The sequence below is a fragment of the Zunongwangia pacifica genome, from assembly GCF_023499215.1.
GTDB lineage: Bacteria > Bacteroidota > Bacteroidia > Flavobacteriales > Flavobacteriaceae > Zunongwangia > Zunongwangia pacifica.
Genome location: NZ_JAKHSK010000024.1, coordinates 37,917 through 64,632 on the forward strand (window position 1 = coordinate 37,917; position 26,716 = coordinate 64,632).

At 36.7% G+C, this 26,716-nt stretch carries 21 protein-coding genes; 5 read left to right on the forward strand and 16 right to left on the reverse strand.

Annotated features, from left to right (window positions below; translation table 11 throughout):
* Nucleotides 1–43 precede the first annotated feature (43 nt).
* The 7 genes from L1967_RS15305 to L1967_RS15335 all read right to left on the reverse strand — a co-directional run bounded on the left by L1967_RS15305 (nucleotide 44) and on the right by L1967_RS15335 (nucleotide 10,165).
* The gene (locus tag L1967_RS15305) at nucleotides 44–2,695 is read right to left on the reverse strand and encodes a TonB-dependent receptor (RefSeq protein WP_249602377.1); all 2,652 of its coding nucleotides are present in this window, start codon (nucleotides 2,693–2,695) and stop codon (nucleotides 44–46) included.
* A gap of 149 nt (nucleotides 2,696–2,844) precedes the next feature.
* Nucleotides 2,845–4,479, reverse strand: coding sequence for a glucose-6-phosphate isomerase (gene pgi, locus L1967_RS15310; protein ID WP_249602378.1), 1,635 nt, complete (start codon nucleotides 4,477–4,479; stop codon nucleotides 2,845–2,847).
* A 65-nt stretch (nucleotides 4,480–4,544) separates the two neighbouring features.
* A complete protein-coding gene (locus L1967_RS15315; protein ID WP_249602379.1) occupies nucleotides 4,545–5,777 on the reverse strand; it encodes a peptidoglycan DD-metalloendopeptidase family protein in 1,233 nt (410 codons plus the stop codon).
* A gap of 3 nt (nucleotides 5,778–5,780) precedes the next feature.
* Nucleotides 5,781–6,746 carry a tryptophan 2,3-dioxygenase family protein gene (locus tag L1967_RS15320; RefSeq protein WP_249602380.1) on the reverse strand — a complete coding sequence of 322 codons (966 nt, stop codon included), beginning with the start codon at nucleotides 6,744–6,746 and terminating at the stop codon, nucleotides 5,781–5,783.
* Nucleotide 6,747: 1 nt separating this feature from the next.
* A complete protein-coding gene (locus L1967_RS15325; RefSeq protein ID WP_249602381.1) occupies nucleotides 6,748–7,524 on the reverse strand; it encodes a DUF3108 domain-containing protein in 777 nt (258 codons plus the stop codon).
* Between the two features lie 296 nt (nucleotides 7,525–7,820).
* Nucleotides 7,821–8,963 (reverse strand): 4-hydroxyphenylpyruvate dioxygenase, encoded by a 1,143-nt coding sequence (hppD, locus tag L1967_RS15330; RefSeq protein ID WP_249602382.1) that lies wholly within the window; start codon nucleotides 8,961–8,963, stop codon nucleotides 7,821–7,823.
* Nucleotides 8,964–8,995: 32 nt separating this feature from the next.
* On the reverse strand, nucleotides 8,996–10,165 hold the full coding sequence (locus L1967_RS15335; protein ID WP_249602383.1) for a homogentisate 1,2-dioxygenase: 1,170 nt from the start codon (nucleotides 10,163–10,165) through the stop codon (nucleotides 8,996–8,998).
* Nucleotides 10,166–10,368: 203 nt separating this feature from the next.
* On the opposite strand from L1967_RS15335, the gene L1967_RS15340 reads away from it, so the two are divergent.
* Nucleotides 10,369–11,379 carry an LLM class flavin-dependent oxidoreductase gene (locus L1967_RS15340; protein WP_249602384.1) on the forward strand — a complete coding sequence of 337 codons (1,011 nt, stop codon included), beginning with the start codon at nucleotides 10,369–10,371 and terminating at the stop codon, nucleotides 11,377–11,379.
* A 157-nt stretch (nucleotides 11,380–11,536) separates the two neighbouring features.
* Here the strand turns inward: L1967_RS15340 and L1967_RS15345 are convergent, their stop codons facing one another.
* Genes L1967_RS15345 through uvrC form a run of 3 tightly spaced genes read right to left on the reverse strand, consistent with a single transcriptional unit; the run spans nucleotide 11,537 to nucleotide 15,935 of the window.
* Nucleotides 11,537–11,860: a ribosomal maturation YjgA family protein gene (locus tag L1967_RS15345; RefSeq protein ID WP_249602385.1), complete on the reverse strand. Its 324-nt coding sequence runs from the start codon at nucleotides 11,858–11,860 to the stop codon at nucleotides 11,537–11,539.
* Nucleotides 11,861–11,907: 47 nt separating this feature from the next.
* Nucleotides 11,908–14,130, reverse strand: a complete 2,223-nt coding sequence (locus tag L1967_RS15350) for a patatin-like phospholipase family protein (RefSeq protein ID WP_249602386.1) — start codon at nucleotides 14,128–14,130, stop codon at nucleotides 11,908–11,910.
* A 14-nt stretch (nucleotides 14,131–14,144) separates the two neighbouring features.
* Nucleotides 14,145–15,935 carry an excinuclease ABC subunit UvrC gene (gene uvrC, locus L1967_RS15355; RefSeq protein ID WP_249602387.1) on the reverse strand — a complete coding sequence of 597 codons (1,791 nt, stop codon included), beginning with the start codon at nucleotides 15,933–15,935 and terminating at the stop codon, nucleotides 14,145–14,147.
* Nucleotides 15,936–16,122: 187 nt separating this feature from the next.
* On the opposite strand from uvrC, the gene L1967_RS15360 reads away from it, so the two are divergent.
* The 4 genes from L1967_RS15360 to L1967_RS15375 are packed head-to-tail and all read left to right on the forward strand — an operon-like array spanning nucleotide 16,123 to nucleotide 18,982.
* Nucleotides 16,123–16,569, forward strand: a complete 447-nt coding sequence (locus L1967_RS15360; protein WP_249602388.1) for an ATP-dependent zinc protease family protein — start codon at nucleotides 16,123–16,125, stop codon at nucleotides 16,567–16,569.
* On the forward strand, nucleotides 16,559–17,431 hold the full coding sequence (gene rimK / locus L1967_RS15365) for a 30S ribosomal protein S6--L-glutamate ligase (RefSeq protein ID WP_249602389.1): 873 nt from the start codon (nucleotides 16,559–16,561) through the stop codon (nucleotides 17,429–17,431). Before L1967_RS15360 ends, rimK begins: the two co-directional genes overlap by 11 nt.
* 8 nt (nucleotides 17,432–17,439) lie before the next feature.
* The gene (locus L1967_RS15370; protein ID WP_249602390.1) at nucleotides 17,440–18,426 is read left to right on the forward strand and encodes a succinylglutamate desuccinylase/aspartoacylase family protein; all 987 of its coding nucleotides are present in this window, start codon (nucleotides 17,440–17,442) and stop codon (nucleotides 18,424–18,426) included.
* On the forward strand, nucleotides 18,419–18,982 hold the full coding sequence (locus L1967_RS15375; RefSeq protein WP_249602391.1) for a 5-formyltetrahydrofolate cyclo-ligase: 564 nt from the start codon (nucleotides 18,419–18,421) through the stop codon (nucleotides 18,980–18,982). The genes L1967_RS15370 and L1967_RS15375 overlap by 8 nt, the downstream gene beginning before the upstream one ends.
* 822 nt (nucleotides 18,983–19,804) lie before the next feature.
* Here L1967_RS15375 and L1967_RS15380 read toward each other — a convergent pair.
* The 6 genes from L1967_RS15380 to L1967_RS15405 all read right to left on the reverse strand — a co-directional run bounded on the left by L1967_RS15380 (nucleotide 19,805) and on the right by L1967_RS15405 (nucleotide 26,659).
* Entirely contained in the window at nucleotides 19,805–20,413 is a 609-nt protein-coding gene (locus L1967_RS15380) for a lipoprotein signal peptidase (RefSeq protein WP_249602392.1), read from the reverse strand.
* Nucleotides 20,414–20,450: 37 nt separating this feature from the next.
* Nucleotides 20,451–21,083 carry a DUF4097 family beta strand repeat-containing protein gene (locus L1967_RS15385; RefSeq protein ID WP_249602393.1) on the reverse strand — a complete coding sequence of 211 codons (633 nt, stop codon included), beginning with the start codon at nucleotides 21,081–21,083 and terminating at the stop codon, nucleotides 20,451–20,453.
* A 240-nt stretch (nucleotides 21,084–21,323) separates the two neighbouring features.
* On the reverse strand, nucleotides 21,324–21,707 hold the full coding sequence (locus L1967_RS15390; protein WP_249602394.1) for a TraR/DksA family transcriptional regulator: 384 nt from the start codon (nucleotides 21,705–21,707) through the stop codon (nucleotides 21,324–21,326).
* 7 nt (nucleotides 21,708–21,714) lie between these two features.
* Nucleotides 21,715–25,140 carry an isoleucine--tRNA ligase gene (gene ileS / locus L1967_RS15395; protein ID WP_249602395.1) on the reverse strand — a complete coding sequence of 1,142 codons (3,426 nt, stop codon included), beginning with the start codon at nucleotides 25,138–25,140 and terminating at the stop codon, nucleotides 21,715–21,717.
* Between the two features lie 776 nt (nucleotides 25,141–25,916).
* A complete protein-coding gene (locus L1967_RS15400; RefSeq protein WP_249602396.1) occupies nucleotides 25,917–26,105 on the reverse strand; it encodes a hypothetical protein in 189 nt (62 codons plus the stop codon).
* A 95-nt stretch (nucleotides 26,106–26,200) separates the two neighbouring features.
* Nucleotides 26,201–26,659, reverse strand: a complete 459-nt coding sequence (locus L1967_RS15405; protein WP_249602397.1) for a hypothetical protein — start codon at nucleotides 26,657–26,659, stop codon at nucleotides 26,201–26,203.
* Nucleotides 26,660–26,716 lie beyond the last annotated feature (57 nt).

Sequence of the window (26,716 nt, forward strand, 5' to 3'; positions counted from 1 at the left end):
ATCATCAAAAGGCTGTCTAATTAAGATATTAGTAAGAAGATAGTCAAAATTTATAGGTGAGGCTTGCATTCCAAGTAGTTCCTAAACCAAAAAATACACCAAAAGCATCTGTTTGCGCTACATATTCATTATCAAAAAGATTATAAATATTTCCTCTAAATATAAAATTGTTTCCTCCAAAGTCAAACTCATACTTCGCGGTAAGATCGAACAGCGCATAACTATCCAACTTAGTCGTTTCATAAGATGCTCCCTGAGCAACCACATCTGCAACATCTACAAATTCGTATAATCTATCAAAGTAGTTAAAATCCAGCCCCGCTTCAAAACCTTTAAAGAACTCGTATAAAACGTTAGCCCCTAGAGAAAATTGAGGCGCATTACTCACTTCTACCCCATCAAGGTCTACATTTCCATTAAAGAAATTGGCGGGTAGGGCATTCCCATTTTGATCTTTGTAATCACTTATATCATCATTTGTAAAGTAAGTATTATCCCTAAAATCCCTAGTTCTATAAGGAGTAGATCCTGAATATTCCCAATCACCTATTGATGTATATGCCCCAAAATGCAAACCGTTAAACGTTTTATATTTTACATCTAATTCTACTCCCCTATGTAACTGGGTTACATCTGTTTGCTCCCTATTAATATCTATTTGTGTTCCAGTTTGATCAATAATAGTATTTCCATTGGCTATAAACCTATTTGCCCACTCGGTTCTATAAACATTCAGGTTAATTTGGATATTATTCATTTCGAAGCGATAACCCGCTTCTAAGCCTGTAATTTCTTCGTTATCTACCTCTGGATCTGCAAGCTCTGCTGTTCCGGCAAAAATATTATCTAAGAATGGTTGCCGCGAATAAAAACCTGCATTAGCGAACAAAATATGATTTTCATTAAAATTATAAGCCGCTCCACCTTTCAAATTATATCCCACTTTGTTAGTTTTGTCTGATTCTTTGGTCGTTTTGTTTCCATTCGCATCTTTTGCAAAACGATCTTCTCGTTTATAGGATTGATTGGATAAAGCTCCTTGGAAGAAAACCGAAAATGCATCATTGGCATACTCTAATTGTCCAAAGACTCCTTGATAGTTAATATCTTCAGAGTAATCATAATTTATTCTTTCGTCTTTCTTTGCATAATCGAATAAAGTCGACCAAGGATTGATACTAAAAGACTCCCTAACGATACGATCATCGGGGCGATCATTAGACCAGCCTGTTAAATCATAAAAATCGATCACCTGTCTAAAATGGTCTCCGGTATAAAATCTAAAATCGGCACCAACATTCATACTTAGGTTTTCAGAAAGCTCAGTTTTAAAATTAGAAATCATTCCATACCAAGCATGATTGTTCATCGATGCTCTTCTAATATATCCAGCCCCTAAAGGATTGCTATAATCTCCCCCAATACCTATTTGAGAATTCTGTTCTCTTATCGCAGCATAATCTATCTGACCACTAATCCCACCAGCTATGTTATAATCTGGCTCCCTTATTAAACCATTACCTCTGGGACCGGTTCCACCACCACGCCCAAAAGAGGCATAAAGCACTGTCGACAAATCTGATGCTTCCGAAATACTCCAATCCCAGTTTAAATTTATTACTGGTTTGTGATAAAAGTTTACTCTTTCTGATGTTATCTTGTCCTTATCCCAACCCCAGTGCTGATTGTATTTCCTATATTCCTCTAAAACCTCTTTTGGCTGCGACCATCTTTGACCGTGCTGTTGTGGCGCACCAAAAATCAAGAAATTGAAATTATGATCTCCCATTAATTTTCCTACCGAGAAGAAATAGTTTTGACCTTCTCCAAAAGTACCTTCAGAAAATTTACGATGCGCTTGCCAGTGGTCCAACAAAACCGAAAATCCCCATCCTTTATCATTTAAACCAGAATCATAAGCTGCCGTAAACTTTAAAAAGCTATCATTCCCAGTTAAAAACCTTGCAAAACCACCTTCGGTTTTATCTGTAGTTTTAGAAACGATATTCACCGTCCCTCCAACCGAAGAAATTGCTAGTTTAGAAGAACCTAGTCCTCTTTGTACCTGTACGGCATTTGCAATATCGGTCATACCACTCCAATTAGACCAATACATTTTACCATCTTCCATTCCATTAATAGGTTGCCCGTTTAACAGGAAAGCGGTATTTGTTTGATCGAAACCTCGTAAAAACATTTGCGAATCACCAAAACCTACCTGATTAGAGACGTATACTGAAGGAATGTTCTTCATTACTTCAGGAAACTCCACATTCCCAACAGACTTTTGTTGAATTTCAGAAGATGTTACTGTAGATACGGCAATTGGTGTAGCACGATCATCTTCAAGATCGATCACTCCTGAACCAATTAAAACAATTTCTGAAAGTGCATTTTCATCAGTATTAATTGCAATCTTCCCTAAATCCTGATCCCCGTTAGTAACATTAAAATTAATACGTTTTGTAGCATATCCCACAAAGGTAATTTTAATAACCCCTGTATTCGACATTACTTCGATCTCAAATTCTCCATCAAAATTTGTCGTCGTTCCATTATTAGTTCCCACTACTTGAATATTTGCTCCAGGAAGCGGACTTTGCATTTCTGAATCGACGATTGTTCCTCTTACAATTCCCTGAGCGAAAATAGCCAACGGCAAAAATAAGATTACGGTTAGTAAAAGTTTTTTCATTATTAGTTTGTTTTGATTTTAATTGAAATCTAAAGTTGGCTAATCTTATTCTTTTACTAGTTAATTGACAATTAAGAAATCTTAAACATGATATAAAAAAAGCACCTCAAAATGAGGTGCTTAAGCTTTACATAAAGTTATTTTAAAACTTACTTATCCAGGAAAGCCTTTAAAAGATTGGTTGTAGAGGAATCATGATTATCTACCTTTTTGCTATCTATATCCTTTAAAATAGTACTTGCCAATTGCTTCCCTAATTCTACTCCCCACTGGTCGTAACTAAAGATATTCCAAATTACCCCCTGTACAAAAATCTTATGTTCATACATGGCGACTAACTTGCCTAAACTCTCTGGTGTTAGTTTATCAATTAAAAAAGAGGTTGTTGGCTTATTTCCATCAAATAATTTAAAAGGTAATAACTCCTTAATTTCCGCTTCGCTCATTCCTTTTGAAGACAACTCTTCACGAACCTCATCTTCGGTTTTTCCCTGAAGTAGGGCTTCTGTTTGTGCAAAGAAATTGGCCATTAATTTATGATGATGATCTTTATCGTCAAATAAAGACATTTTAAATCCTATAAAATCGGCCGGGATTAATTTTGTTCCCTGATGTATTAACTGGAAAAATGCATGTTGCGAATTTGTTCCTGGTTCTCCCCAAATAATCGCCCCGGTTTGATAATCTACTTTATCTCCATTACGGTCGGTACTTTTACCGTTACTCTCCATCACTGCCTGCTGCAAATACGCCGGCAATCTATGCAGGTATTGAGAATAAGGAATTACCGCTTCGCTTTCTGCTTTATAAAAATTGTTATACCAAACGCTTAACAATCCAGCCAATACAGGAATATTATTTTCAAACGCTGTTTGTTTAAAATGCTCATCCATTTTTTGCGCTCCACTTAATAAAGCGTCAAAATTTGGATATCCAATCGCTAAACTTATAGAAAGTCCTACTGCACTCCAAAGTGAGAAACGACCACCAACCCAATCCCACATTGGGAAGATATTATTTTCGTCGATTCCAAATTCTTTTACTTTTGCCACATTACTGGAAACGGCAATAAAATGTTTAGAAACCGCCTCTTCAGGAGCCGTTTTCATAAACCAGTTTCTAATAGTCGTTGCGTTGGTTAAGGTTTCCTGAGTGGTAAAAGACTTAGAAACGATAACAAACAAGGTAGTTTCAGGATTTAGATCCTTTATTGTTTCATGTACATGGTCTCCATCAACATTCGATACAAAGTGAACATTTAGATGGTTCTTGTAAAACTCTAAAGCTTCAGTTACCATTACGGGGCCAAGATCAGATCCTCCTATTCCAATATTTACAACATCCGTGAAATCTCTTCCTGTATATCCTTTCGTAATTCCCTGAATAACTTCAGAAGAAAAAGCTTTTATTTTTGCTTTAACCTCTTCAACCTCGCTCATTACATTCTCACCGTCTACTTTAATATCGGCATCTTTTGAAGCTCTTAAAGCCGTATGTAATACCGGTCGCCCTTCAGTTTTATTAATGGCTTCACCCCCAAAATAAGCATCCATAGCTTCTTTTAATCCACACTCATTGGCAAGATCGATAAGAAGTGCTTTGGTTTCTTCCGTAATTTTATTCTTACTAAAATCTACATGAAAATCGTCCCATTTGGTGGTGAATTTTGCTGCACGCTCACTATCGTTTTCAAAAAGCGATTTTAAAGACTGGTCTTTTGTCTCAGCATAATGAGCTTCTAATTTTTTCCAGGCTTGGGTTTTGGTTGGATTTATATTCTTCATTTTTCAATTTTTTATTGTGAAAGTTTAGTAGATAAAACCACCAAATCTTACACAAAATCTTGGTTTTAGATATTTTTATAAGGTATTTTATCCAGTGCTGTCTTTAGCGGCTCGATAAAAGCAAAATAATCGTCTTTTTTAGCTCCCTCAATTTTCTTGGCTGTCGGTAAATTTTGGCTGTAAGGATCTACCTGTTTACCATTTACCCAAAATCGATAACACACATGAGGCCCGGTAGCCAACCCCGTACTGCCAACAAAACCTATCACGTCGCCTTGTTTTACCGCCTGCCCGTTTCTTACATTTCGTTTACTCATGTGAAGGTACTGTGTGGTATATTTTTTATTATGGCGTACTTTCACATAATTACCGTTACCCGAAGTATAACTGGAAGCAATTACTACCCCATCTGCCGTTGTTTTTATTGGTGTTCCGGTTGGCGCGGCATAATCTGTTCCTAAATGCGCCTTCCATCTTTTTTGTACCGGATGAAATCTTCTTCGCTGATATCTGGAAGAGATCCTACTATAATTTAGCGGTGCTTTTAAGAAAAAGCTCTGCAAGGCTTTTGCTTCTTCATCATAAAAACTGGCCTGTCCTGTTATTGAATCTGTCTCATACTTAAACGCGTAAAAAGGACGATCTGAATGTTTAAAAACTGCTGCCTCTACACTTTCTATTCCGGCAAAAATAGTATCATCGATATATTTTTCGTGATAGATCATTTTAAACTGATCTCCTTTCTGAAGTTTAAAGAAGTCGATACTCCACTGGTAAATATCTGATAATTGATAAACCAGCAGATTACTTAAACCTTGTGCCTGCATAGCTTCGGAAAGTGAGGACGTAATTACTCCAGAAACTTCCCTTCTTTTTATAGAAACCGGCTTTTTAGCGGTATAGGCAGAAATACTATCGCCAATGTTTAAAACCGTATAATCGATTTTGTTATTCTGATAGATAAAATGAAGCGGTGTATGAGCCGAATCTTTAGCTTTCAAAATAATATATTTTTTACCCGCAGTGATCCTGGCAGGATTAAAAGTATCTTTTACTTTTTCTGAAATTTCAAAAACTTTACCACGATCTACCCCGTGATTATCCAGAATATATCCAAAGTTATCTCCTCGTTCTATGGTATCTACTACTATATCAAAATCGTCCAAAACAAACCCAAATTCTTTTACAATAGGTTTGGGCGCTGGTTTTTTAGTTTCTGCTACGGCTTGATCTTTTGTTTCTTCCTTGCATCCCGCAAAAACTAATAATAGCAGGAATAAAAAACTAAATTTCTTCAATTTCTAATTCTTATTTTCAATATTAAACATGTGGTTTATCCATTCTTTGCCCCATTCTTCGTGTTCTTCTTCACTCCACAATTCAGGAAAAAAAGATATTTTTTGAAATCCCGGTGGTAAAAATTCTTTCCAGTTTGTGCCACCAGTGGCTTTTACCGTTTTCTTTCCATGATCCAGATGTCTATATGCGGCACCTATATGCATCAACAACCAGTTAACGTTTACACTACTATCAAAAGTACGTAGTGCTTCGATTAATTTTGAATTGTTTTTTTCTGAAGCTGCCAGGCCCTGATAACGACCATACAGGGTTTTTCCTTTAACCTCGTTTGCAATTCTTAAAAAGCGGGGCGTATATCTTTTTTCAAACTGTTTTAGAGTTAAGGTTTTTTCACCGGTTTTAAGGTCTATACCACCTTTCTTCCAGTAAATATTTTCGAATAATTCTTCGATAGAATTATTTAAACTGAAGTTTTTTCTAATCTTATGCTCTACAAGATTTTCAACCGGAGTTGAATAAAACTCGATCATTCTAAACTGAGCCGACTGAAAACCACTTGCCGGCAATAATGCCATACGGAATTTTAAAAACTGCTCACGCTCCATCCCTTTAATCATCACATCAAAAGAATTGATGAGCACCCTAAAATAACGTATCATCCTATTCAGTTTTTCAATAAAATAAGAAGCGGTTAAATTAGGATTTTCGATCACCTGCTTTTGCTCGTGGATAATCAGCTTAAAATATAACTCGGTGATCTGGTGATAGGTTAGAAAAATCTCTTCGTCTGGGAAATGTGTCTCTGGTTTTTGCAAACTCAGCAACGTATCTAAACTTATATAATCCCAATATGTTAAATAGCGGTCGTATAAAAGACCATCTAAGTAAGACCCCATATCCTGACCAGAATTTCTGAATTTCTCTTCAAGTAATTCTATTCTCTCGGCTATTTCGGGTTTAATTTCCATGCTAATCTATAATAATCCTGAAGGGGTATTTTAGACCTTTATAAGCATCAAGATCAGCATCAAGCGATCCTACAGCAAGATCGGCTTTTATTTTTAAAGGTATTTTATTTTTATCTGCACTTACCCAAAAAGTAAGGCTTTCCTGCTCTTTAAAAACTCTACCTGCCATTACATAAGGTCTAAACTTTAGCGCATTTACCTTTCCAAACTTGGTTTTTACCACTTCGTTCCCTAAAAATTTCACCTTAAAATCCATACTTTCATCATCGATAAAAAGGTTAAGGAATATCTCTTGGCCGGGTTGCAGCGACTCCTCGTTTATGTTGCTGCGAAGATAGTAAAATGCAGACAACATATCATGGATATTTTCCTTTGTAGTATAGGTCTTTTTCTTATCATGCTTTTTATCATGAACATAAGCGTTATTTGATTTATGATCAAAATCGATCTCTAAATCTTTAGTATGCCCACCTTCGTCGATTTGACGTATAAATTTATAAGGTTGCCCCGTTTTACGGTCTATATACGTTTCGTAATTATCATCTACTTTAAAAAACCAGTGCAGCATTCCGGTAGATTTACCTTTACCCACAACATGATAAACCGGTCTCCCCTCTAAATTGGCTTCGTTTACCTGAAGCGTTGCAAAACTTGCATTAAATGGACCATAATGTATCCTGAATTTAAACCATTCGCCAGCATCATAGGCATTTTGAGCTTGATGTGAAGTAAGTGCGAAGAAAAGTAGTATTATCGTAATTGTAAGTCTTTGAACCATTGGTTTAAATTTGAAACAGTGTTATATTGAATGACTATCTTTTATGTGATTTACAATTACTATTCCAAATGTATCAAAACAAAAAACCCCATCAAATTAATGACGAGGTTTTTTGTCTTATTAACCAACTAAAACTTAAATTATGAAAAAACAAATTTGGTAACCACTCCAAAAATGCGAGCGCAAAATTCTGCATTTTATCCTATTAAAAAAAGCTAAAAACAGACTTTAACTAAAATACTGATTTTTACATTAAAAACACACCTTTAAATTATCTAAAAATCAATTATTTACAATTATTTTAGCGTTCCTCGCAAATCTTGCTCTCTTTCAATGGCTTCAAACAAAGCCTTAAAGTTTCCTTTTCCAAAAGATTGCGCGCCTTTTCTTTGTATTATTTCAAAAAACATGGTTGGGCGATCTAAAACCGGCTTCGTGAAAATCTGTAATAAATAACCTTCATCATCCCTATCCACCAGCACTCCCAGTTCTTTTAGCGGCGCTAATTCTTCATCGATCTCTCCTACGCGATCTAATAAATCATCATAATAGGTTTCTGGAACATATAAAAATTCCACTCCACGATCGCGTAAGGAAGTTACTGTTTCAATAATATTGTCGGTAGCTAAAGCGATATGCTGCACTCCGGCACCATTATAAAAATCGATATATTCTTCAATTTGCGATTTCTTTTTTCCTTCCGCAGGTTCATTAATCGGGAATTTAATTCGCCCATTCCCATTACTCATCACTTTACTCATCAAAGCGGTATAATCTGTTGAAATATCTTTATCATCAAAAGAAACCATTTGTGCAAATCCCATCACTTTTGCATAAAATTCGCACCACTTATTCATTTCGTTCCAACCTACATTACCCACCATATGATCGATATATTTTAAACCGGTCTCTGGAGATTTGGCAAGCGGCGCATAGGTTCTGTAACCCGGCATAAATGGGCCTTTATATTCTCCTCTTTCAATAAAAAGATGAACCGTTTCCCCGTAAGTATGAATTCCAGAAATCACTACTTTCCCATGATTATCTTCCAATTCATAAGGCTCTACATAACTTTTAGCACCTCTTTTGGTGGTTTCTTCATAACTTTTTTTGGCATCGTCTACCCAAAGAGCCACAAATTTCACCCCGTCACCATGCTTATCGATATGCGCATTGATTGCTCCAGAAGGTTGTAAAGGAGAGGTGAGTACAATCCTGATTTTTCCTTGTTGCAATACATAAGAAACGCTATCCTGCTGCCCGGTTTCTAAACCAGAATAAGCTACCGGCTGAAATCCCCATGCATGCTGATAATAATATGCGGCCTGCTTTGCATTCCCAACATACAGCTCTACAAAATCTGTCCCTAAAATAGGAAGAAAATCATCTGCTTCAGGAATTACTTTTTCTAATTGTAATGATGAATTATCTTTAGACATAATCTTAATATTCGTTATTTTTTGAATCTTTTTTATTGATCCTCGTCTTCCAACCATGATCTGTAATAGGTTTCATCGGCAATGGCCATGGCATCTTCGGTAAGTTGTAAAGGCTTAAAGGTATCTACCATTACCGCCAGTTCTTCGGTTTCGGTTTTTCCGATACTTCGTTCTACCGCACCGGGATGTGGCCCGTGCGGAATCCCGGCCGGATGCAACGAAATATGCCCAGCTTCAATATCATTTCGGCTCATAAAATCGCCATCCACATAATATAACACCTCATCACTATCGATATTACTATGGCTGTATGGTGCCGGAATACTCTCTGGATGATAATCGTATTTACGCGGGCAAAAACTACAAACCACAAACGCATCGGTTTCAAAAGTTTGATGTACAGGCGGCGGCTGGTGAATCCTACCTGTAATAGGCTCAAAATCATGTATCGAAAATGCATAAGGGTAGTTATACCCATCATAACCTACCACATCAAATGGATGCGAGGCATAAATCGTGTCAAAAATCTCTCCCTGTTTCTTGATTTTAATTAAAAAATCGCCTTTTTCATTATTGGTTTCCAACTCGTAAGGCTGTCTTAGATCACGCTCGCAATATGGCGAATGCTCTAAAAGCTGCCCAAACCAATTTCGATATCGTTTAGGCGTATAGATGGGCCTTCGGGATTCTACAATAAAAAGGCGGTTTTCTTCGGTATCAAAATCGAGTTTATAGATCGTTCCCCGCGGAATAAGTAGATAATCACCGTATTTAAAATCGAGATTCCCTAAATGCGTCCTTAATTTTCCGCTGCCTTTATGAATAAATAAGAGCTCGTCACTATCGGCATTTTTATAGAAATAATTATCGGTAGACTTTTGTGGTGCTGCCAGAATAATATCGACATCACTATTGGTTAAAATCACCTTCCTGCTTTCTAAATAATCACGTGTTGGCTGTATCTTAAAGCCTCTTAATCGGTAGGATTTTAAGTTATTTTCTTTCGAGATTGCAGGTTTTACGCTATAACTTTTCTTAACTTCTTTAACCTGTGTAGGTCGTTGCTCGTGGTAAGAGATCGAAGACATCCCATCAAAACCAATGGTTCCAAAAACCTGTTCGTAATAAAGGCTCCCATCTGGTTTTTTAAAAATGGTATGTCGTTTATGCGGAATCTTACCTAATTTATGATAAAAAGGCATAATTAAATATTTAATTAGACTACTTTCATGTTTGCTAAAATTATAAAATTATCAATAAAAACCATATAAAATTAACTAATAATAAATTTATAGAAAACAAGCGCATTCTTTCTTAAATGAAATGTAAAACTAAGCTTCAATATCCTAAATTAGTTTGTAAGCAATTGCTCTAAAAACCGAATAACTTAATAAAAGCATTTTGCATGAATGATCTTAAACTTGGAATTTTAGACCAATCTGTGGTTCGTACCAATTCCACAGCTGCTGCTGCAATTCAGGAAACTATAGAAACTGCTATTCTTGCTGAAAATTTAGGTTATCAGCGTTTTTGGATTTCTGAGCATCATAATTCTACCTTTATTGCCGGCTCTGCTCCAGAGGTTTTAATGGCAAGGTTAGGAGCTGAAACTTCGCAAATTCGATTGGGCAGCGGCGGCATTATGTTACCTAACCATAGCGCTTTTAAAGTGGCCGAAAACTTTAGAATGTTAGAAGCTTTATATCCCGGCCGCATTGATCTTGGTATTGGGCGTGCACCCGGTGGTGATGGCATTAGTGCTAATCTTTTAAATCCTTCAAATACTTTTAAAGAAGAAGATTATATTCAGCAACTTCAACATTTAAATCATTTTTTTAAGGATAATGCGCAAGTAAACAATTCACCTATTTATGCTATCCCGCAGGTAAAAACAAGCCCGCAACAGTGGATTTTAAGTAGTAGCGGTGGTAGTGCTAAAATCGCTGCCGATCTGGGTTTAAATCTTGCCGTGGCAAAGTTTATCAACGGAAGTGTTTCTCCTAATATAGTAGCGAGTTATCGCAAACATTTTAGACCTACCGAGGATCGCCAAGAACCTAAAGCATTAATTTCTTCGTTCGTGATATGCGGCGAAACCGAAGAGGAAGCCAACCAAATGCGTAAATATATTGATTATATTCTGCTACAATTTGACAAAGGAAACTACCAAAACCTACCTGAATTTGAAGATGTAAGAAATCATCAGTTTACTTCTTTTGAGAAACAACGATTACATTATAATGCAGGGCGATTAATCTCTGGCACCCCAGATCGCGTAAAAGAGAAGATCATTAATTTGGCGAAGGATTTTGATGTTGATGAAGTGATTATTTCTACCATGAGTTTTAATAAAGAACTGCGCCTACGGAGTTTTGAGTTAGTTGCTGAAGCTTTTTCACTCAACAGAACTAGCTGAAGCATCCTTATTTCTGCCAAATTCTTTGTATGTTAGGAGTTAGATTGCTTTATTGTTAGTGCATAGAATACAGAAAATAGAGTAGAGAAAACAGATTTTCGAATCAAGAAGCGAGACGAAAAATTTTAAATTTAAAAGCGAGTCACCCCCTTAGTTATCAAACCTCTTTATTAAAAACCTTGGCTATACCAATAATACTTAAAAATGCCAAAGTATACGCCAGCATATCCAACCAATCGAAAGATGATCCTAAAATCATATCGGTAGCAGTGGATTTTTGAATTCCGAGGATTTTTAAAATTTGCACATATTGTAAGAGCTCGATCAGATAAGCGAAGAGCAAAACGAAAACAGCAAGTTTAAATTTTTGCCACTTATAAAACGTGAGTAAAAAATAATACATTACAAATACGATTAGGTAATCGCCAAACACGTTGCGAATAAAACCGCCATTTAGGGATCTTGCTATTAAAAACTCCATTCCAAAAAATAAAAGGGCGATTAAAAAATATTTTAAAGAAAAGCGCATTAAAACCAGAAACCTAAACTAAAAAACCATTGACCTTCTTCGATCTCTGGCGAATAAGAATATTTTACTTCCATCGGCCCAAGAAAGGTCTCCACTCCATAGCCTAAGGCGTAGCCCGTATAATCTGGCATCGAGAACCAATTTCCAGAAGAATATAAATCGTCTCTTACATTTGCAAAATTAGCACTTAGGGTAACATGATTATTCTTTACTATTTCTGCATCCACTTCAACAAGACCTTTTATAAAACTATCGCCCCCAAGACTCACAAAATCATAACCATAAAACGGCACCATATTATTAATAAGATCATTTCCGTAGCCTCCTAAAAGAAAATCTAATATTTGATTGTCGCTATCGCCAATTCTAAATCCTGTTTGAGAAAAAAGTCGAAAACTTAGGTTTCTTATAGGGGTAAAAACATAGCCAATTTTTGCCTTGGCGATAGAAAACTCTTCAAAATCATGGACAGAAGAAAATGGATAAATATGAAAATCCCCATTAAAATAAAATCCGCGCTTTGGATAATATTTATTATCAAAAGAATCATATTTTAAATAAGCAAAAGCACTGTAATAGTGATTATTTTCGAATTCGGTTCCGGGAACGTCCTGCTCTTCTTCATTACTATTAATTGTTTCTGAAGAGATTTTTATATACTTATGCTCTGCTCCCAATCCCAACGAAGCTACTTGCCTAAATAAGGTCTCTACATAAAATTGATTGGTAAAATCTTTAAAATCGATATCAATTCGGTTAATATTAAGCCCCTCTTCGCTCACCTCTTCTTCAATAAGCTTATAATCTACCGGCGTATCAAAAGAGTTAAATCGGGATTTTACCCCAATACTCCAATAATAACCTTTATCGATATAATACTGAAAATTATACCGAATATTTTCCCCAACAATTAAATCTAAAGAGGTAACATCGTTTGTGAAAATCGAACTTTTTCGGGTTAAATTCACCAATGCGGCACTACGGTACAATTCGTCATAATGCAAGGCTAATTTTAGAAAAGTTTTGTTCTCACTCTCATCGATATTAAGGTTTAATGCATACGTATCTTCTCCTTTATCGTGGGTAAAAAAATAGTTAATCTTATCAAAGTTTCCGGTAGCCGATAAAAAGTCGATACTTTCATTTATTTGCGAAATACTATATTTTCCGGGAGTTTTTAACCGAAGCCTTCCCATAATAAAAGACCGTGGGTAATTGGTATTCCCTGCAAGTTCAATTCGGCTTAAATTAATGGTATCCATCACCTTTCGGTGATATGGTTTAACATGCGTCTCTTGCTTTTGCGCCAATTGTTTTAATGCCGAAATTTGACGCTCTCCGGCCACTTTACCAGAGTCGATAATCGCAGTGCCTTCTTCAAAAGACATGATCGTAAAAGGACCAATATCAGGACGAATATAAATATCGGTAAGCGGAATCTTATTTTTCATGTCTTTAATCGTCCTGAAGTTGCTCACCTGTGTAAAAATATCGAACACCCCTTTTAAGTTTTTTCGATTAACTAGCGAATCCTGAACATCTACCCCAATAATCACATCGGCACCGCGACGCCGCAATTCTTCAACGGGATAATTATTAACCACACCACCATCGATAAGCAGGCGACCATCTATTTTTACAGGAGAAAAGAGAGAGGGAATAGCACCACTCGCCGCTACGGATTTTGCAAGCGAACCTTTATCTAAAATAACTTCCTCTCCGGTTTCTATATCGGTAGCCACACAAAAAAACGGAATTGGCAATTTTGAAAAATCTTTTTCGTTATCCAGGTGCACCGTAAGGCCAGACATTAAATTGTAAATATTTTGGCCTTTACTTAATCCTGAGGGAAATCCTAATTTAAAATTATCAAAGGGAAGGGTAAGCGCATAACGCTCGGTATTTCTCTTCTCGTAAAACGTCATGGATCTTCTTGGAATTTCATCCTGGATAAGAATATTGAAATTGGTGTTTTTTACAATCGAATCTAATTCGACTGCCGTATAGCCTGAAGCATACAACCCACCAATAATCGCCCCCATACTGGTTCCTGCAATATAATCGATATGAACGCCGGCCTCTTCTATCGTTTTTAAAACTCCAATATGCGCCAGCCCTTTTGCGCCTCCTCCACTCAAAACAACACCAACCTTCAATTTTTCTTGCTGAGAAAAACTTAAAATCGAACTACAAAAGAATAGGATACAAAAGATTTTTTTCATTTTTATTATAAAGATTATGAGTGATAATAATCGTAAACAATCTTAGCCTTAGCACTTCCCACAACCTCTGCCAGTGACTTCTCTGAAGCTTGTTTTACCCGTTTTAATGACCTAAAATTCTTCAGTAATTCGACCACCGTTTTTTCACCTATCCCCTTAATAGACTCCAGTTCGGTATTTAACGCAGATTTACTACGTTTATTTCTATGAAAAGTGATCCCAAATCTATGCGCTTCATTCCTTAATTGTTGAATGATTTTTAAAGTTTCAGACTTTTTATCTAAATACAACGGTACCGGGTCGCCAGGATAAAATAACTCTTCTAATCTTTTTGCAATACCAATTATCGCCACCTGACCGCGTAAACCCAAGGCCTCTAAAGCTTTTAAACCACTGCCCAACTGTCCTTTACCACCATCCACAATAATAAGCTGCGGCAATTCTTCCCCTTCATTTAAAAGACGTTTATACCTTCTATACACCACCTCTTCCATCGAAGCAAAATCGTTAGGCCCTTCAACCGTTTTGATATTAAATTTACGATAATCTTTTTTACTGGGTTTTCCGTTTTTAAAAACTACGCAGGCCGCTACAGGATTTGTTCCCTGAATATTAGAGTTATCAAAGCATTCGATATGCCTTGGCTCTACACTTAAACGTAAATCTTCTTTCATTTGGGCCATCACCCGCTTTACATGGCGATCTGGATCTACGATTTTCATTTGTTTAAATCGTTCTTGCCGATAATACTTGGCATTGCGCTCAGATAATTCTACGATCTTACGTTTATCCCCCAGTTTTGGCACCGTTACTTTTACATCGTCACCGGCATCGACTTTAAAAGGCACATAAATTTCGGGAGATTTTGAATTAAATCGCTGTCTTATCTCTGTGATCCCTAATTCCAGTAATTCTTCATCGGTCTCCTCTAATTTTTTCTTCATTTCAATGGTATGCGACCGGATAATCGACCCGTGCATAAGCTGCAAGAAATTCACATAACCATAACCCTCGTCACTAATTACAGAAAATACATCTACATTATTAATTTTTGGATTAACCACTGTAGACCTGGATTGATAATTTTCTAAAACTTCAATCTTATTTTTTATTCGCTGCGCATCTTCAAACTCCATATTAGTGGCATGCTCCTGCATTTGCTCCCTAAACTGATGAAGCGAATCTTTAAAATTTCCTTTTACGATCTGCCGAATATGATCGATATTTCTATTGTATTCTGCTTCTCCCTGATAACCTTCACATGGTCCCAGGCAATTGCCTAAATGATATTCCAGGCAAACTTTGTATTTATTCTCCCTAATCTTATCTTCAGCAAGATCATAATTACAGGTTCGTAGTTTATACAAACCTTTAATTAAATCGAGCAATGTATTTACTGTTTTAAAACTGGTAAACGGGCCATAATATTCGCTCCCGTCTTTAACCAGTCGTCGAGTAGGGAATACTCTTGGAAAACGCTCATTTTTGATACAAATCCAGGGATAGGTTTTATCATCCTTCAGCATCACGTTAAAACGCGGCTGCAATTTTTTAATCAGATTATTTTCCAGTAGCAATGCATCGGTTTCCGAAGAAACCACGATATGCCTTATTTCGTGAATTTTTTTAACCATTACGCCTATACGATGACTATCATGGCGTTTGGTAAAATAAGACGTTACTCGTTTTTTAAGATTTTTAGCTTTACCCACATAAAGGATCTTCCCGTTTTTATCGAAATATTGATAAACACCGGGACTATCGGGTAAGGTCTTTAACTGTACATCCAAAGAAGGTATTTCCATCACTTCAAATTTAAAATATCTTTAGGCCATTCTGAAGAAATTCGAGAAAATTTGAAGTAATTTTTATAACGCATCTTCATTCATTTTTTATTTCAGAATCTCAGATGTAATGCTGAAATTCGCAGTTTTAAAGGTATTTTATAATTCCTTAAAACCGTAAAACATTTATTTTGGCTATCTTGGGTATATGAGCGAAGGCAAAAAAAGGATTATTGGACGTTTTGACAAGGCAGATTTCCCGGTGCTGGATCTTGAAGGAATTTCGGTAAAAATAGATACCGGAGCTTACACTTCTTCCATCCACTGTGACGAAATTGTTGAAAAAGACGATGTATTATATTGCAAATTTCTTGACGAAGAGCATGAGCAATATAATGGTAAAGAGTTCACTTTTAAAGACTATGAGATTATTTACGTTCGCAGCAGTAATGGAATGATACAGAAACGTTACCAGATCGAATCTAAAATAAAGCTTTTTAATAAAATCTATAAAATTTCGCTTTCTTTGTCTTCACGCCAGGAAATGCGTTTCCCTGTTCTTTTAGGACGAAAATTTTTAAGCAACAAATTTATTGTGGATCCACAACTAATTGATTTATCATTTAACAATCAACACCAACAAAATGAACATTAAAATCCTTTCCAGAAATACACAACTATATTCAACAAAACGCCTTGTCGAAGCTGCGATGAAACGCAAACACACCGTAGAGGTGGTAGATCCTTTAAAATGTGATATTGTAATTGAAAGGAGAAACCCTAACATTTATTTTAAGGGAAACTATATAAAAGATGTCGATGCGATTATCCCAAGAATTGGTTCTTCGGTAACGTTTTATGGCACCGCAGTAGTTCGCCAGTTCGAAATGATGGGGGCATTTACCACTACAGAAAGTGAAGCTTTGGTAAGAAGCCGCGATAAACTTAGAAGTCTTCAGGTACTTTCTCGTGCTAAAATTGGGCTTCCAAAAACCGTATTTACTAACTATTCCCGAGACGTTTCCGGAGTTATTAGTCAGGTTGGTGGGCCTCCATTAGTAATTAAACTTTTAGAAGGAACACAAGGTGTTGGTGTTGTTCTTGCTGAAACCAAAAATGCGGCCGAATCGGTAATTGAAGCTTTTAACGGTTTACAGGCTCGCGTAATTGTGCAGGAATTTATTAAAGAAGCTAAAGGAGCAGATATTAGAGCTTTTGTAGTAGATGGTCACGTAGTTGGCGCCATGAAAAGACAAGGAAAAGAAGGCGAGTTCCGTTCTAACCTGCATCGTGGTGGTAGCGCTGAAGCTATTGAACTTAGCGATGAAGAAGAAATCGCAGCGGTAAAAGCTGCCAAAGCCATGGGGCTTGGCGTTGCAGGGGTAGATATGATTCAAAGTTCTCGCGGACCATTAATTCTTGAAGTGAATTCTTCACCAGGATTAGAAGGTATCGAAAAAGCTACCGGAAAAGATATCGCCAAAACCATCATTCGATATATAGAGAAACACGCCTAATATAATTTATGCCTCAAATCACCAAAGACAACGTCCTGGAAATTCTAGGCAAAAAGATTTTACCCGGTAAAAGCGCTACCATTAACCTTAATATGGCGAAACTCTATACCACAACTTCTGTAGAAGTGCCTGTAATTATAGAGCGTTCTAAAAATCCGGGGCCTGTGGTTTTAATTACCGCCGGTATTCATGGTGACGAGCTGAATGGGGTAGAAATCGTAAGACAGCTTATTAGTAAAGAAATTAATAAGCCTAAATGCGGCACTACCATTTGCATACCGGTCATGAATGTTTTTGGCTTTTTAAATATGGCTCGTGAATTTCCCGATGGGCGCGACCTTAATCGAATGTTCCCGGGAACTAAAAACGGATCGCTTGCCGGTAGGTTTGCCTTTCAATTTGTTCAGGAAATTTTACCAATCGCAGATTTCTGCCTGGACTTTCACACCGGTGGGGCAAGCCGTTTTAACGTAGCCCAAATTCGGGTAAAAAAAGGTGACAAACACAGCATCGAATTAGCGAATATCTTTAAAGCGCCCTTTACCATCGTTTCTACTACGATTACTAAGTCGTATCGTGAAACCTGTTCTAAAATGGGCATTCCTATTTTACTTTTTGAAGGCGGAAAATCTCAGGATAGCAATAAAGAAATTGCAAGACAGGGAGTAGAAGGCACCATGCGGATTCTGGATCATCTAAACATGCTTAAAACTAAATTTGAGCTTCCCGATGCACACGCTGAGCCTATTTTGATTGAAAACACCACCTGGATGCGTGCTAAGTACAGCGGCCTTTTACATCTTAAGGTTCCCTGCGGAAAGCATGTAGAAAAAGGAGAATATATTGGTACGATTACCGATCCTTACGGAAAATTCAGGCATAAGATAAAGTCCCGAAATCAGGGGTATATCATCAATGTGAATGAAGCTCCTATTGTGTATCAGGGTGATGCCATTTTTCATATTTCAACTGCATCAAAAGTGACCGATGAATAAAACCGAACTTCGTAAAAAATACAAGACTTTACGTATCGATCTTTCTCCTGAAGTTATTGAAGAATATAGTTTAGAAATCGCCAATAATCTGCTGAAATTAGATATTTGGGAAGGCGAATTTTATCACCTGTTCTTAAGTATCGCTGAACAGAAAGAAGTGGATACCGAGTTTATTTTACACATTCTTCAGGGTAAGGATAAAAATGTGGTTATCCCAAGAACCGATATCGAGCATAACCACTTAATCAATTATTTACTTACCGAAACTACCAAAATCAAAAAAAACAGGTGGAATATTCCTGAACCTGTAGACGGCATCGAAATTCTTTCAGAAAAAATAGATGTGGTTTTTGTGCCTTTACTTGCTTTCGATAAAAATGGTCACCGCATTGGCTATGGCAAAGGCTACTACGATAAATTTTTAAGCACCTGTAAACCTGATATTATTAAAATAGGACTCTCTTTTTACGAAGCTGAAGAGGCTTTTGAAGATGTTTACGCCAGTGACATTCCGCTTGATTATTGCATAACTCCGAAGAAAGTATATAGATTTTAGAATATAGGACCTATCTTTTTTATGTTGAATGTTGAATTTTGAGTGAACTTCGTTGTCATTTCGACCCTGCCTCGCCGGCAGGCAGGTGAAGCGCAGCGGAATGGAGAAATCGCAATCAAGATAGACGTTCAAAGTTTAAAAGTTCAAGGTTCAAAAGTTGTTGTATCGAGAAGCCTTTGCAGTAATTTACAAATTTTCTCTATTAGACTAAATAATAAAGTTATTCAAAATTAATAGGCCTGCTTCCTGATTCTTGCGTCTCTTCTCTATATCCTAACTTCTACCAGAAAAAAGATCTCTCCGCTCCGGTCGAGATGACGAAGTACTTTTTTTGCTTTCCCTTCTTCTATTTAAATCTGCCCATTACAAAAATAGGATGACTATTTTATGTTGAATTCTTGAAGCTAAGTTTTGAATGAACTTCGTCGTCATTTCGACCCTGCCTTGCCGGCAGGCAGGTGAAGCGCAGCGGAATGGAGAAATCTCAATCAAGATAGACGTTCAAAGTTTAAAAGTTCAAGGTTCAAAAGTTGTTGTATCGAGAAGCCTTTGCAGTAATTTACAAATTTTCTCTATTAGACTAAATAATAAAGTTATTCAAAATTAATAGGCCTGCTTCCTGATTCTTGCGTCTCTTCTCTATATCCTAACTTCTACCAGAAAAAAGATCTCTCCGCTCCGGTCGAGATGACGAAGTACTTTTTTTGCTTTCCCTTCTTATATTGAAATCTGCCCATTACAAACATAGGACGACTATTTCCCTGGGCGAATTAAGCTAAAGCTAAGAGCTGAAAGCTATAGGCTATACGGCTATAAACTTTACTACTCTTTCTCCTCTTTCGGGAAAGCTCTTTTGTTGAATAATAGCAATAAAATAACACCAATACTTATCGAAGAATCGGCAATATTAAAAACGGGTTCAAAAAATGTAAAGAATTTACCACCCCAAAACGGGATCCACTCTGGCAAATAACCTTCGTATAAGGGAAAATAAAGCATGTCTACCACCTTTCCGTGAAAAAGTGTTCCATAGCCACCGCCTTCGGGTAAAAAGGTCGCTACCTTGTTATAACTATCGCTAAAAGTAATTCCGTAGAAAACAGAATCGATAATATTTCCAAAAGCACCTGCAAAAATCAGAGCGATTGAGGTAATTAAAATTCGGCTTCCGTTTTTCTTTACAGAATCTACCAGCCAGTACCCTATTCCAAAAATGGCCACTAAACGGAAAAGCGTAAGTGCCAGTTTCCCATACTGTCCCGGGATTTTGGTTCCCCAGGCCATTCCTTCGTTTTCAACAAAAAGAATTCTAAACCAATCAAGAACATTAACTTCTTCCCCAAGTTTAAAATGTGTTTTGATATAAATTTTAGATATCTGATCGATTAAAAGAACTATAAATATTATTAGGCCTGCTTTCTTTAAAGACATTTCTTTTTTTGTTAAAAACGCACCAAAAATACTAATATTATTTAGTTTTTCGCACGCTTATGTCACCATTAATTGAAGTTAATTTAATTTGATGCATTCCGTAGAGATCTTTATCGACCAAAACTTTACCATGCCTGCTTTTTGCTATTATTTCTCCAGAAACTACTTCAGCATCAATATCTCCCTTATAGGTATTAACGGTTGCATTTCCATCAAAATCTTTCAAATTGCAATAGCCTCGCTGAAGATTGGCCGAAAAACTTTCGAATTTCCCTGAAACCGTCAAAGAAGCTGAGTTAGAACTAACAATAAGCCGCTTATCTTCTGGCATATAAAGATTTAATTCTAGCGAAAATACTTTATGTGCACTCAGTTTATCAAAACCACCTACCAGTTGTTGTGGATATTGAGTTTCGATATAAAGCCTGCCGTTTTTTAAACTTGTTTTTAAGCGAATATCATTAACATACTCTCCTTCAGAATGACTTTTATATTTTAAAGTCTCTCTTTTCTCACTAATGATATTGATTTTAAAAACTTCATCGGCATCGATAATAACTTCTTTAAAGTCTGAAGTTAAGATATTCTGTGTATCCTTTTGAGCTAACATCATAACTGTTCCTGCAAAAAAACACATTAAAAACATGCAATATCGATTCGCTATTTTCATATTAGTTATAGCACAAAAAACGCTCCTTAAAACGGGAGCGTTTCATTTTTTGATCAAATACCTAATGGCATAACCAGACAAAACGCTTTAATAAGCATTTTAATTTCGGTTAAAACTAAAACTCCTCAGGTAAAGCCCATAAGGTATTTACTGGAAAAAACCATTTTTATTTCAAGTCATTCCATCCTGAAGTTATCAGGACGGGATCGACGTATTTAATCTCGATTATCGAGTAAAGTTTTATCGCTGCATATTTTTAGCCTCGATACTTAAAGTGGCATGAGGAACCAGCTTTAAACGCTCTTTATTAATTAATTTTCCGGTAACGCGACATATCCCATAGGTTTTATTCTCGATACGCATTAAAGCATTTTTAAGATCGCGAATAAATTTCTCCTGACGGATGGCCAATTGAGAATTCGCTTCTTTACTCATGGTTTCACTACCTTCTTCAAATGCCTTAAACGTTGGGGATGTATCATCTGTACCGTTATTCCCGTCGTTTTTATAAGCATTTTGGTAAATCTCTAGTTGTTCCTTTGCTTTGGCGATTTTACCTTGAATTAGCTCTTTAAATTCGGCCAATTCCGCATCGCTGAAACGCTCTTTTACTTCGGTTGACATAAGCTGCTTAGTTTTTTGTGATTAATAATTTTGTAGTTACATCGTCAAATTCGACATCTACTCCTTCTTTTACTACTTCTGCAAGTTCGAGCGCTGCAGTTAAAGTTTCCGTTTTAATATAGGTTATATTATCCTTCACAGCATCCTCGACAATGCCGTCTTTTTGTAACGTTACATTAATCGTATCGGTCACTTCGAATCCGCTGTCCTTTCTCATATTCTGAATTCGGTTTACCAATTCTCTCGCAACTCCTTCTTTTTTGAGTTCTGGCGAGATAGTAACGTCTAGTGCGACAGTTATATTGCCACTGCTAGCCACAAGCCATCCTTCGATATCCTGTGATGAAATTTCAACTTCGTCGGAAGACAAAATAATCATTTTTCCGTTTACTTCGACATTAATTTCACCCTCCCTTTCAATAGTTGAAATATCTTCTGGAGTAAATTGATTTATTTTAGCAACCACAGGTTTCATCTCTTTACCAAAACGTGGGCCAAGTACTCTAAAATTAGGCTTCACCTGCTTTACAAGTATTCCTGAAGCATCATCGATCAATTCAACTTCCTTTACATTTACTTCAGATTTTATAAGATCCTGTACTGCTAAAATTTCTTCTCCTTGTTCTTTATCCAATACCGGAATCATAATGCGTTGTAGCGGCTGTCTTACCTTAATCATTTCTTTTTTACGTAATGAAAGCACTAAACTTGAAATTGTTTGCGCCTTTTCCATCTTACGTTCTAAAGATTTATCTACAAATTTCTCATCGAAAACAGGGAATAAAGCGGTGTGAACCGACTCGTATTTCTCTTTTTTCGTGGTGCTATTCAAATCTTTATACAAAGCATCCATAAAGAACGGTGCCACAGGTGCACCAAGCTTGGCTACCGTTTCCAAACAGGTATATAAAGTTTGGTATGCTGAAATTTTATCCTGCTGGTAATCCCCTTTCCAGAATCTTCTTCGGCTTAATCGTACAAACCAGTTACTAAGGTTTTCCTGAACAAATTCTGAAATAACCCGAGTAGCCCTTGTAGGTTCGTAATCGGCATAGAATTTATCTACTTTTTCAATTAACGTATGCAATTCTGAAAGGATCCAGCGATCGATTTCCGGACGTTCTTCTAATGGAACATCTGCTTCAGCATACGTAAAATTATCGATGTTTGCATATAGCGTAAAGAACGAGTAGGTATTATAAAGTGTCCCGAAGAATTTACGGCTTACTTCTCCAATTCCCTCAATATCAAACTTCAGGTTATCCCATGGATTCGCGTTAGAGATCATGTACCAGCGTGTCGCATCTGGGCCGTAAACCGATAAGGTTTCGAAAGGATCTACAGCATTTCCAAGACGCTTGGACATTTTTTGTCCGTTTTTATCTAGAACCAATCCATTTGACACTACATTTTTATACGCCACATCGTCGAAAGTCATGGTCGCAATCGCGTGAAGTGTATAGAACCAACCACGGGTTTGATCTACACCCTCCGCAATAAAATCGGCTTTACGCCAGTCTTTTTCAACTTTTTCTTTATTCTCGAATGGGTAGTGCCATTGTGCATACGGCATAGAACCGGAATCGAACCATACATCGATAAGATCGGCTTCACGCTTCATTGGTTTACCTGAATCGGAAAGCAATGTTATCGTATCTACTACATTTTTATGAAGATCTACATTGGCGTAGTTTTCTTCACTCATATCGCCGATTTTAAAATCAGCAAAAATATCTTTATCCATCACTCCGGCTTCAACAGCTTTGGTGATTTCTATTTTTAATTCTTCTACAGAACCGATAATTTTTTCTTCTCTTCCGTCTTCAGTTCTCCAAATTGGTAGCGGAATTCCCCAATATCGACTTCGGGATAAATTCCAGTCATTTGCATTTGCCAGCCAGTTTCCAAAACGGCCTTCTCCGGTAGATTTTGGTTTCCAGTTGATACCGGTGTTCAGTTCGTGCATACGATCCTTTACATCGGTTACCTTAATAAACCATGAATCTAACGGATAATATAAAATTGGCTTATCGGTACGCCAGCAGTTTGGATAACTGTGTACATATTTTTCCACCTTAAAAGCCCTGTTTTCTTCCTTCAGTTTAATCGCGATTTCTACATCTACCGATTTCTCTGGAACTTCAGTATCATCATAATATTCGTTCTTCACATACTTACCGGCAAATTCATCCATTTCTGGTCTAAATTTCCCCTGAAGATCTACTAATGGCACTAAATTATCATTCTCATCTTTTACCAACATTGGCGGAACCGGCGGTGTTGCCTGTTTGGCCACCATGGCATCATCGGCACCAAAAGTCGGTGCGGTATGAACGATCCCGGTACCATCTTCAGTCGTAACGAAATCTCCTGAAATTACACGGAAAGCATTTTCAGGATGTTCAAAAGGCAACGTATATGGCAATAATTGCTCATATTTGATCCCTACAAGATCTTTCCCAACGTAAGATTCTCCAACTAGGAAAGGTATTTTTCCTGCCTTGCCGGCAGGCAGGTTATCGCCTTCCTGGTACGTTTTCAGCTCTTCTTCGCTCTCTACTTCTTTAAATTTCTTATCGAATTGTTTACGCGCCAGTTCTTTTGCCACCACAATCGTGATAGGCTGAAACGTATATTGATTGTAGGTTTTAACCGTTACATATTCAATTTTTGGCCCAACAGTAAGCGCGGTATTGGATGGAAGTGTCCACGGAGTGGTTGTCCAGGCAATTAAGAATACATCTTCTGTATGCTCTTTTAAACCAGCGGGCAATGTCTCTTTTTTGGTTTTAAACATTGCGGTAACCGTAGTATCGGAAACATCCTGATACGTTCCCGGTTGGTTAAGCTCATGTGAACTTAAACCGGTACCCGCTTTTGGAGAATATGGCTGGATGGTATAGCCTTTATAAATAAGACCTTTGTTATAGATCTGCTTTAAAAGATACCAAACCGTTTCCATATATTTTGGCTTGTAAGTGATATAAGGGTCGTCCATATCTACCCAATATCCCATCTTTTCGGTAAGGTCGTTCCAGATATCTGTGTAACGCATTACCGCATTTTTACAGGCCTCGTTATATTGCTCTACACTAATTTTAGTGCCAATATCTTCTTTGGTGATCCCAAGTTCTTTTTCTACGCCAAGCTCTACCGGAAGACCATGAGTATCCCAACCTGCTTTACGCTTTACCTGAAATCCTTTTTGAGTTTTATACCTACAAAAAATATCCTTAATCGATCTTGCCATCACGTGGTGAATCCCCGGCAATCCGTTAGCCGATGGTGGGCCTTCAAAAAATATGAATGGCTTTTCACCTTCACGTGAAGTTATACTCTTTTCAAATATTTGGTTTTCCTTCCAATACTTTAATGTCTCCTCTGCAACTTTTGGCAAGTCAAGTCCTTTATATTCAGGGAACTTTGTGCTCATTTCCTCAAAATTTCTAATGATGTGCGAAAATAAGGAATTTTGATAAAACAGCGGTTGCTATCTTCTTAAATTACCCATTCTTAGGAATATTAATCTATTGGTAAAACCGAATTAAAGAAAAGGTAATATTTGGGAGGTATTTTTATATTTTTTTTAAAGTCGATAGCGAAGCGGTTGAAAGTTTACAGAGGTTTAGTTGTTGGTTACTAGCTGTTAGCTTTTAGCGATCAGCTGTCAGCCTTATGAGATGCTGAATCAAGTTCAGCATGACCAAATTGTAATAAAATAACTCTAAAATTATAGTTTCTTATTTGATCGATTTTAAAACCAGCTTAGGAAAGAGTGTCATCTCGACCGGAGCGGAGAGATCTTAATTACGATATAGGTTCTAGAATCGATTTCTACGTTCCGCTACGCTTCACCTGCCTGTCGGCGAGGCAGGGTCGAAATGACAACAAAGTTCATTCAAAATTAAGCTTTCAAAATTCAATATAAAAAACGTTTATTCTCGTGTTTCCTGGTTCTTAATTCTTGCCTCCTGTTTATTGGCCATTTTCAACTCTTCATTGCTCCAAGGCTTTTAAATCGATTTTCTGAAACCAGTTTTCACCATCGATATTCAGCTTTTTGGTTTCTAAAAGATAGCGTTCGGTTTTTAGATTTTCTTCTATCGCTTTTCTCATTTCTGAATTTACATCGCTTATATACCCCAAATCAAGATCTTTATCTCCGAAGATTCGGAATATTATTTTACGATCTACTTTAAACGGTAGCTTTCACAAAATCCCAGCAACCTGTTTTTGTACATTTTGAAACGAAGTTTGGTCTTCTTCTACATAAATAGTTTTATTGGCATTGATAAAAACATTTAAGTAAAAAATATTGTCGTTTGCTGTAGAAGATTGTGCATTTGCTGTAAATGCAAATCCTAAAAAACACAATAAAATATAAAATTTATTTGGCATAATTTTCAATTTTAATCTGAATTCTATCTTTGCAAACATTTTGAATCATTGAATAAACGACCTCAAGACAAATGCATGGAGCATTTATTCGCAAATCATTTTACTGAAATATTTAAAACTTTCGACTCCAGTCTTAAATAATCTTTTTCTAAAACTTCAACCTTAGCAATACTGCTGCTATATAATCTTAGATCTTTGTCTTCAAGTAAATAGCCGTTTATATACATATCTGTTTCGCTGTCCAGACCAAAAAATTTATTTATTTCAGATTGCGACTTTGTTTCAAATTCTTTTTGAATCTCTAAAGTCACAATTCCCGGATTTTGTTGATCTACAAATAAAACTTTAGAACCTATAGCCTTATCCTTAAAAAACTGCATTTCAGAAAAATTTTCCTCTGGAATACTTTTTAATATACTGCTCCCGGCAATGATCTGATCATTGATGATAAACACCGGCGTTTCTGTATCCCTGACCACTTTAACATGTTTAACCTGGGCGTTTACAGCTAACGTTCCTAAAAAACAAATCATTAAAAAAAGAAGCTTTTTCATGCAAAGAAGGATTTAAAGAACAAAAAAGTTTTATTCCACTTCAATATAGCTAATATT

Excerpts from the sequence above, each read along its gene's own strand:
- ileS (WP_249602395.1), bottom strand. The coding sequence starts at position 25,140 with ATGAGCACAAAGTTCCCTGAATATAAAGGACTTGACTTGCCAAAAGTT.
- L1967_RS15390 (WP_249602394.1), bottom strand. The coding sequence starts at position 21,707 with ATGTCAACCGAAGTAAAAGAGCGTTTCAGCGATGCGGAATTGGCCGAA.
- L1967_RS15350 (WP_249602386.1), bottom strand. The coding sequence starts at position 14,130 with ATGAAAAAAATCTTTTGTATCCTATTCTTTTGTAGTTCGATTTTAAGT.
- L1967_RS15370 (WP_249602390.1), top strand. The coding sequence starts at position 17,440 with ATGCCTCAAATCACCAAAGACAACGTCCTGGAAATTCTAGGCAAAAAG.
- L1967_RS15305 (WP_249602377.1), bottom strand. The coding sequence starts at position 2,695 with ATGAAAAAACTTTTACTAACCGTAATCTTATTTTTGCCGTTGGCTATT.
- rimK (WP_249602389.1), top strand. The coding sequence starts at position 16,559 with ATGAACATTAAAATCCTTTCCAGAAATACACAACTATATTCAACAAAA.
- L1967_RS15380 (WP_249602392.1), bottom strand. The coding sequence starts at position 20,413 with ATGTCTTTAAAGAAAGCAGGCCTAATAATATTTATAGTTCTTTTAATC.
- L1967_RS15360 (WP_249602388.1), top strand. The coding sequence starts at position 16,123 with ATGAGCGAAGGCAAAAAAAGGATTATTGGACGTTTTGACAAGGCAGAT.
- pgi (WP_249602378.1), bottom strand. The coding sequence starts at position 4,479 with ATGAAGAATATAAATCCAACCAAAACCCAAGCCTGGAAAAAATTAGAA.
- L1967_RS15400 (WP_249602396.1), bottom strand. The coding sequence starts at position 26,105 with ATGCCAAATAAATTTTATATTTTATTGTGTTTTTTAGGATTTGCATTT.
- L1967_RS15340 (WP_249602384.1), top strand. The coding sequence starts at position 10,369 with ATGAATGATCTTAAACTTGGAATTTTAGACCAATCTGTGGTTCGTACC.
- L1967_RS15325 (WP_249602381.1), bottom strand. The coding sequence starts at position 7,524 with ATGGTTCAAAGACTTACAATTACGATAATACTACTTTTCTTCGCACTT.
- L1967_RS15385 (WP_249602393.1), bottom strand. The coding sequence starts at position 21,083 with ATGAAAATAGCGAATCGATATTGCATGTTTTTAATGTGTTTTTTTGCA.
- L1967_RS15335 (WP_249602383.1), bottom strand. The coding sequence starts at position 10,165 with ATGCCTTTTTATCATAAATTAGGTAAGATTCCGCATAAACGACATACC.
- L1967_RS15375 (WP_249602391.1), top strand. The coding sequence starts at position 18,419 with ATGAATAAAACCGAACTTCGTAAAAAATACAAGACTTTACGTATCGAT.
- uvrC (WP_249602387.1), bottom strand. The coding sequence starts at position 15,935 with ATGGAAATACCTTCTTTGGATGTACAGTTAAAGACCTTACCCGATAGT.
- L1967_RS15320 (WP_249602380.1), bottom strand. The coding sequence starts at position 6,746 with ATGGAAATTAAACCCGAAATAGCCGAGAGAATAGAATTACTTGAAGAG.
- L1967_RS15345 (WP_249602385.1), bottom strand. The coding sequence starts at position 11,860 with ATGGAGTTTTTAATAGCAAGATCCCTAAATGGCGGTTTTATTCGCAAC.
- hppD (WP_249602382.1), bottom strand. The coding sequence starts at position 8,963 with ATGTCTAAAGATAATTCATCATTACAATTAGAAAAAGTAATTCCTGAA.
- L1967_RS15405 (WP_249602397.1), bottom strand. The coding sequence starts at position 26,659 with ATGAAAAAGCTTCTTTTTTTAATGATTTGTTTTTTAGGAACGTTAGCT.